The organism is Symbiopectobacterium sp. (genome assembly GCF_051710365.1).
GTDB lineage: Bacteria > Pseudomonadota > Gammaproteobacteria > Enterobacterales > Enterobacteriaceae > Symbiopectobacterium.
On the sequence record NZ_JBPETA010000175.1, the window covers coordinates 1 to 6,332 of the forward strand.

At 56.4% G+C, this 6,332-nt stretch carries 7 protein-coding genes and 3 pseudogenes; 9 read left to right on the forward strand and 1 reads right to left on the reverse strand.

Features of this window, described 5'->3' with window-relative positions:
- From ACTBDZ_RS13855 to ACTBDZ_RS13865, 3 genes and pseudogenes are all read left to right on the forward strand, one after another.
- A pseudogene (locus ACTBDZ_RS13855) lies at positions 1–69 on the forward strand (surface-adhesin E family protein); the annotation flags it as partial.
- Between the two features lie 41 nt (positions 70–110).
- Positions 111–299 (forward strand): annotated as a pseudogene (locus ACTBDZ_RS13860) (alcohol dehydrogenase catalytic domain-containing protein); the annotation flags it as partial.
- A 29-nt stretch (positions 300–328) separates the two neighbouring features.
- Positions 329–730 carry a glycoside hydrolase family 88 protein gene (locus ACTBDZ_RS13865; RefSeq protein WP_438815751.1) on the forward strand — a complete coding sequence of 134 codons (402 nt, stop codon included), beginning with the start codon at positions 329–331 and terminating at the stop codon, positions 728–730.
- A 65-nt stretch (positions 731–795) separates the two neighbouring features.
- On the opposite strand, the pseudogene ACTBDZ_RS13870 reads toward ACTBDZ_RS13865, so the two are convergent.
- Positions 796–1,831: pseudogene (locus tag ACTBDZ_RS13870) on the reverse strand (type IV pilus twitching motility protein PilT).
- 22 nt (positions 1,832–1,853) lie between these two features.
- Here ACTBDZ_RS13870 and ACTBDZ_RS13875 point away from each other — a divergent pair.
- From ACTBDZ_RS13875 to hemW, 6 genes are all read left to right on the forward strand, one after another.
- Complete coding sequence (locus ACTBDZ_RS13875; RefSeq protein ID WP_438815757.1) at positions 1,854–2,564, forward strand: YggS family pyridoxal phosphate-dependent enzyme; 711 nt, start codon at positions 1,854–1,856, stop codon at positions 2,562–2,564.
- Between the two features lie 74 nt (positions 2,565–2,638).
- Positions 2,639–3,460 (forward strand): pyrroline-5-carboxylate reductase, encoded by an 822-nt coding sequence (gene proC, locus ACTBDZ_RS13880; protein ID WP_438815752.1) that lies wholly within the window; start codon positions 2,639–2,641, stop codon positions 3,458–3,460.
- A 44-nt stretch (positions 3,461–3,504) separates the two neighbouring features.
- Complete coding sequence (locus ACTBDZ_RS13885; protein WP_438815753.1) at positions 3,505–4,059, forward strand: YggT family protein; 555 nt, start codon at positions 3,505–3,507, stop codon at positions 4,057–4,059.
- Positions 4,056–4,349 carry a DUF167 family protein YggU gene (gene yggU, locus ACTBDZ_RS13890; RefSeq protein ID WP_438815754.1) on the forward strand — a complete coding sequence of 98 codons (294 nt, stop codon included), beginning with the start codon at positions 4,056–4,058 and terminating at the stop codon, positions 4,347–4,349. Before ACTBDZ_RS13885 ends, yggU begins: the two co-directional genes overlap by 4 nt.
- Before the next feature lie 83 nt (positions 4,350–4,432).
- Positions 4,433–5,038, forward strand: a complete 606-nt coding sequence (gene rdgB, locus ACTBDZ_RS13895; protein ID WP_438815755.1) for an RdgB/HAM1 family non-canonical purine NTP pyrophosphatase — start codon at positions 4,433–4,435, stop codon at positions 5,036–5,038.
- Positions 5,031–6,167 carry a radical SAM family heme chaperone HemW gene (gene hemW, locus ACTBDZ_RS13900; RefSeq protein ID WP_438815756.1) on the forward strand — a complete coding sequence of 379 codons (1,137 nt, stop codon included), beginning with the start codon at positions 5,031–5,033 and terminating at the stop codon, positions 6,165–6,167. Before rdgB ends, hemW begins: the two co-directional genes overlap by 8 nt.
- Positions 6,168–6,332: the final 165 nt, after the last annotated feature.

The window sequence follows — 6,332 nt, forward strand, 5'->3', positions numbered from 1 at the left end:
ATGGCGATGGTCAAAGCGCTTAACCGGATCACGCTATTAGGAATGCCGAACAGTATTCGCATCACGTAACAATCGACCCGATGGGGCACAGTCGTTACAAGTTCTGATTTATTCAACAAAGCCAATTCGAATATAAAGAACGACCCGTGCCAACACCAGCGGAAAACGACGTATTATTAAAAGTCAAAACGGTCGGCATATGTGGCACCGACATTCATGCCTGGGCGGGGAAACAGCCTTTCTTTAATTATCCTCGCGTGCTCGGTCATGAAATTTGTGGTGACGTGGTAACGGTTGGGCAGCCATCAGCACCGTCGATTTCCTCGAGATGCTGGACCACCAAGATGCCAGCTACCAGATGATCCTCAACACGTTCCGCCGCCAAGCCGATGCAGCCGTGCGCTATCAGGATGCCAGCGGTATGTGGCGTACCCTGCTTAACCAGCCGGACAGCTATCTGGAGGCCTCCGGCACCGCCGGTTTCACCTACGCGCTGCTAAAAGGCATACGCCTTGGTCTGCTCGACGAACGCTATCACGATGCCGCCTGGAAAGGTGTCAATGCCCTGCTGAGCCGTATCAGCCCGCAGGGAGAAGTCGCGGATGTCTCCGCAGGGACGTCAGTCGGGCACGATCTCGATCACTATCGTAAGATTGCCATCAAACAGCGCGCGTATGGTCAGTCGCTTACCATGCTGGCGTTGACAGAGGCATTAGCCGGGCTGAAGTAACTCTGGCAGCCCCGTGGCGTATCGGGCCGCCGAGGGGCTTTTTTCACCGTTACTTACCGCACCGTTTATGGCGTGAAAGCCTGCTCCGCATCCGGTGGCAACAATCCGGCTTTCCAGCGCTGCTGCCAGCTGTGCGCAAAAGTTTGCATCCCGCTTTGACCGCCCATCTGCAACAGGCCCGGCAACTGATGGCTTTTGCCCTCACGAATCAGGTTGGCCACCGCCGTATTGGCCAGCAACACTTCATACAGCGCGACTCGCCCTCCGCCGCGTCGTAGCACCAGTTGCTGCGCCACCACACCTTGCAGACACAGTGCCAGTTGGCTGCACACGAAATCTTTTTCCTGTGCGGGAAACACATCCAGCAGACGTTCTACCGCCTGGGAGGCACCGCGCGTATGCAGCGTCGCTAGCACCAGGTGCCCGGTTTCTGCCGCCGTTAACGCCAACCGAATGGTTTCACCGTCGCGTAATTCCCCCCAGCAGGATGACATCCGGGTCTTCACGCAGAGCGCCGCGCAAGCCGTGGGCAAACGACGGGCAGTGTACGCCGATCTCACGCTGTTGAATCAGGCCGCGATCTGCGGAAGGCGCAGGTGAGTAGACAAATTCAATAGGGTCTTCCAACGTAATAACATGGCAAGCCTGCTGCTGTCTGAGCGCATTCACCATCGCCACCAATGTGGTGGATTTCCCACTGCCGGTTGCGCCAGTCACCAGAATCAACCCGACGTGTCGCGTGATTAACGAAGCAAGGAGCGGTGGCACATGCAGTGTTTCCAACGCGTGTGCCGTCGTAGCAATGGTGCGTAACGCAACGGAAAGCCCGGCATGCTGACGAAACAGATGTGCGCGCAGCCGAATGCCGTCGGGTGTGATCAACGCGCCATCGGCCTGCCCCTCAGTGTGTAATTGCTGGCGCTGAAGGGCCGTCATCCAACTGTCTCCCCAACGCTCCAACTGCGCAGCGTTGCAATAGGCGCTGGTCTGTATCGGTTGTAACTCGCCATCAATACGCCACATCGGCGGATATCCGCTACACAGGTGCAGATCGGAGGCATTCTGTTTTACACTACAGGTTATCCACTCATTGATATCCATAGATCCCATCCTTAGCATGACCATGAACCCGATTGAGCAGAATCTACAGAACGTCAGAGAGAAGATCGCCTCCGCCGCCGCCGCATGTGGACGCGACCCGCACGCGGTGACCTTGCTTGCCGTCAGTAAAACCAAACCTGTGGCAGCGATCGAAGAAGCGATTGCCAGCGGGCAGCGAGGTTTTGGGGAAAATTATGTACAGGAAGGCGTGGACAAGGTGCTTTATTTCCGTGAGGCCATGCCTCAGGTGGCATTAGAATGGCACTTTATCGGACCGCTGCAATCCAACAAGAGCCGTCTGGTTGCCGAATATTTTGACTGGTGTCACACCGTCGATCGCTCTAAAATCGCCCAACGTCTGAGCGAACAACGCCCGGCGGCATTAGCGCCGTTGAACGTGTTGCTGCAAGTGAACATTAGCGGTGAAGCCAGCAAATCGGGGATCGAACCAGCAGGTCTTCCCGCCCTGGCCGCTACCATCGCTGCCCTGCCGCATCTGACGCTGCGGGGCCTGATGGCAATTCCGGCACCGGAAAGTGACTACGCACGGCAATTAGCCGTGTTTCAATCGATGAATGACCTGTTTGCGCAGTTAAAATTGCATTATCCTCAGGTGGATACCCTCTCCATGGGGATGACGGATGATATGAGCGCCGCGATTGCGGCAGGCAGTACGCTGGTACGCATCGGCACCGCCATTTTCGGCGCACGTGACTATCCTCAGCATGTATAGGCCTCAGCATGGATAATCCCTTTCGGGGCTGAACGCTGCCACTGGCCGGTTGACGAACACGAGAGAACATAAAGATGCAACACCGCAAGCTTACCTTTATTGGTGACGGAAACATGGCGCAGGCCATCATTGCAGGGCTGGTTAACGGCGGTTATCCTGCCGATCATATCCGCGTCTGCGCACCAAGCGCCTCACGACGGGATGCGCTGGCACAGCGCTATGGCGTTATCAGCAGCGACGACAACCTCGCGGGCGCGCAGGACGCCGACGTCGTGGTGCTGGCGGTGAAACCGCAGTTGATGGCAAGCGTATGCGAGCCGCTGCGCGGCGTGCTGAACGCGCCGGGCAAGTTGGTGCTGTCTATCGCGGCTGGAGTGAGTGTGGCGCGCTTTCAAGCGCTGTTAGGGGAGCCGCTAACGCTGGTTCGCATTATGCCAAACACACCGTCATTGGTGGGCAAAGGCATGAGCGGCCTTTACGCGCCCGCTAACGTATCGGCGGAAGATCGTGCCTTTAGCGCCGAGCTGATGCAAAGCGTGGGTAAAGTATGCTGGGTTGAGCAAGAGAGCGGCATCAACGGCGTTATTGCCGCCGCAGGCAGCGCACCGGCCTATTTTTTCCTGTTTATGGAAGCGATGCAGCAAGAGGCCATTCGCCAAGGATTCACACCGGAAAGTGCACGTCAGTTGGTGCAGCAGGCCGCACTGGGTGCAGCTGCACTGGTAGAAGCCAGTCCGGATACACCGCTTGCGACGCTGCGTGAGAATGTGACGTCCAAAGGCGGCACCACCGCAGAGGCGCTGCGGGTGTTTAACGAACGCCAACTGACACAAACCGTCGCCGATGCCATGCAGGCTGCCGTGCATCGCGCGCAGGAAATGGAAAAACTGTTTTAACTCACCGTTATTCTCTATATAGCTGATAAGGAATCGATGTTTCTATGCTAACCCTGACGTTTCTGGTCAAGACACTGATCGACCTGTATGTAATGGTGCTGCTGTTACGCATTTGGATGCAATGGTCACGCAGTGATTTTTATAACCCGTTGTCGCAATTCGTGGTGAAAATCACGCAGCCTATCGTCAGGCCGCTGCGCCGTATTCTGCCTGCACTCGGCCCCATCGATAACGCATCGCTGCTGTTGGCGTTTCTGCTGACCACGTTGAAATACCCCCTGCTGATGCTGATTCAGGTTAGAGCCTTCGCGATAAGCCCGGTCAACTTGCTGGTGGGTTTGTTGGCACTGTTAAAATCCGCGGGCTATCTGGTGTTCTGGGTAGTGATTATCCGTGCGCTGATGAGCTGGGTGAGTCAGGGACGCAGCCCAGTAGACTACCTGCTGTTCCAACTTACCGAACCGTTTATGGCCCCGATTCGCCGTATTATTCCGGCCATGGGCGGCATCGATTTCTCCGCCATGGCGGTGATTTTGATCCTGTATCTCCTGAACTACCTCGGCATGGATCTGTTTCCGGAATTTTGGTTCCTGCTGTGAGTGAAATAGCACTGCTGCCCGACGGGTTGGTCATTCGGCTCTATATTCAGCCGAAGGCCAGCCGTGACCAGATAGTCGGCCTGCACGGTGATGAGTTGAAAGTCGCCATCACCGCGCCGCCGGTTGATGGTCAGGCCAACGCGCATTTGGTCAAATACCTTGCCAAGCAGTTCCGGGTGGCAAAAGGCGCGGTGAGCATTGAAAAAGGTGAGCTGTACCGCCATAAACAGATTAGAATTGTTAATCCGCAGCACATTCCTACGGAAATCGCCGCATTGATCTCGCAGTAACCCACCACAGGGAACTGCGCATCGCAACAGATAACTCCCCCGCCATTCCCGACGATGGCATTAACAGAATGCAGGACACACGCATGGATACCACTAGGCAAAACGTCGTTTTAGCCACCGGCAACCCCGGAAAAGTTCGCGAACTCGCCGATCTGCTGGCGGATTTTGGCATGAATATCGTCGCACAAACCGAACTGGGCGTTGATTCTGCCGAAGAGACTGGGTTGACCTTTATCGAGAATGCACTGCTCAAAGCGCGCCACGCGGCGCACATCACCGGATTGCCTGCGGTGGCCGATGACTCGGGTCTGGCGGTTGATGCATTGGGCGGTGCGCCGGGTATCTACTCCGCGCGCTACGCCGGAGTGGATGCCAGCGATCAAGCCAATCTGGACAAACTGCTCGATGCCATCAAGGATGTCCCTGACGAACAACGCGGAGCCAGCTTCCATTGCGTGCTGGTCTATCTGCGCCACGCCGATGAACCGACGCCGCTGGTCTGCCACGGCCGCTGGCAGGGTGTGCTGACGCGTAAGGCTGTGGGCGAAGGCGGCTTCGGCTATGATCCTATCTTTTACGTACCGAGCGCAGGCAAAACTGCCGCAGAAATGACGCGCGATGAGAAAAACGCGCTGTCGCACCGTGGTCAGGCGCTGCGTTTACTGCTGGATGCGCTGCGTCATGCATAAACTGCCGCCGCTCAGCCTGTACATTCACATTCCCTGGTGTGTGCAAAAATGTCCGTATTGCGATTTTAACTCCCACGCCCTCAAGGGCGAGGTGCCGCATCAGGAATATGTGGATCACTTATTGGCCGATCTGGATGCGGATCTTCCGCTGAGCGGCGACCGGGCCCTCAGTTCAATCTTTATCGGCGGCGGCACGCCCAGCCTGCTGAGCGTAGAAGGCATGCAGGCGCTGCTCGATGGAGTGCGTGCCCGCTTACCGCTTAGCGCGGATGCCGAAATCACCATGGAAGCCAACCCCGGCACGGTAGAGGCCGATCGCTTTAGCGGCTACCAGCGCGCGGGAATTAATCGAATCTCTATTGGCGTGCAAAGTTTCAGCCCGGAAAAACTGACGCGTCTCGGGCGTATTCACGGCCCGGAAGAAGCCAAGCGGGCCGCACGTCTAGCGGCCGGGCTTGGGCTGCGCAGTTTCAATCTGGACCTGATGCACGGCTTGCCGGATCAGACGCTGGAAGAAGCGCTGGACGATTTGCGTCAAGCGATTGCGCTCAATCCACCGCATCTGTCGTGGTATCAATTGACGATTGAGCCGAATACCCTGTTCGGTTCGCGTCCACCGGTGTTGCCCGATGACGATGCGCTGTGGGATATCTTCGCGCAGGGCCATGCGCTGCTCACTGCCGCAGGCTATCAGCAGTATGAAACGTCTGCCTACGCCAAACCGGGCTATCAGTGTCAGCACAACCTCAACTATTGGCGTTTTGGCGATTATCTGGGGATTGGGTGTGGTGCACATGGAAAAATTACGCGTGATGACGGGAGTATCCTGAGAACCGTAAAAACCCGCCATCCGCGCGGTTATATGCGAGGCACTTACCTGGACCAGCGCAATGAAGTGCAAGCGGAAGATCTACCGTTCGAATTCTTTATGAACCGTTTTCGATTGCTGGAACCCGCGCCGCGTAGCGAATTCAGTGCCTACACCGGTTTGGCCGAGAGCGTGGTACGCCCACAAATAGACTGGGCGTTGGCGCAAGGCTACCTGACGGAAACCGCTACCCACTGGCAGGTTACCGAACACGGCAAGCTGTTTCTGAATTCCTTGCTGGAAGGGTTTCTGGCGGAATAAGCGCAGCCAGAGAAAGAAAAAAACAGGTGAACGGTTAGACCCGTCATTCCGCACCTGATTTTTCTTTTTTCGGGACTTGACGGTATTCTGAAGTTCTGAATTTATTACTGCTTTTTGCAGACCAATCAGCATGAGTACTCCCCACGTTACCATCCGTAACCTTGA

What these genes read in the sequence shown, in the direction of transcription:
- ACTBDZ_RS13865 (WP_438815751.1), top strand. Translation starts at nt 329, where the DNA reads ATGCTGGACCACCAAGATGCCAGCTACCAGATGATCCTCAACACGTTC.
- ACTBDZ_RS13875 (WP_438815757.1), top strand. Translation starts at nt 1,854, where the DNA reads ATGAACCCGATTGAGCAGAATCTACAGAACGTCAGAGAGAAGATCGCC.
- proC (WP_438815752.1), top strand. Translation starts at nt 2,639, where the DNA reads ATGCAACACCGCAAGCTTACCTTTATTGGTGACGGAAACATGGCGCAG.
- ACTBDZ_RS13885 (WP_438815753.1), top strand. Translation starts at nt 3,505, where the DNA reads ATGCTAACCCTGACGTTTCTGGTCAAGACACTGATCGACCTGTATGTA.
- rdgB (WP_438815755.1), top strand. Translation starts at nt 4,433, where the DNA reads ATGGATACCACTAGGCAAAACGTCGTTTTAGCCACCGGCAACCCCGGA.
- hemW (WP_438815756.1), top strand. Translation starts at nt 5,031, where the DNA reads ATGCATAAACTGCCGCCGCTCAGCCTGTACATTCACATTCCCTGGTGT.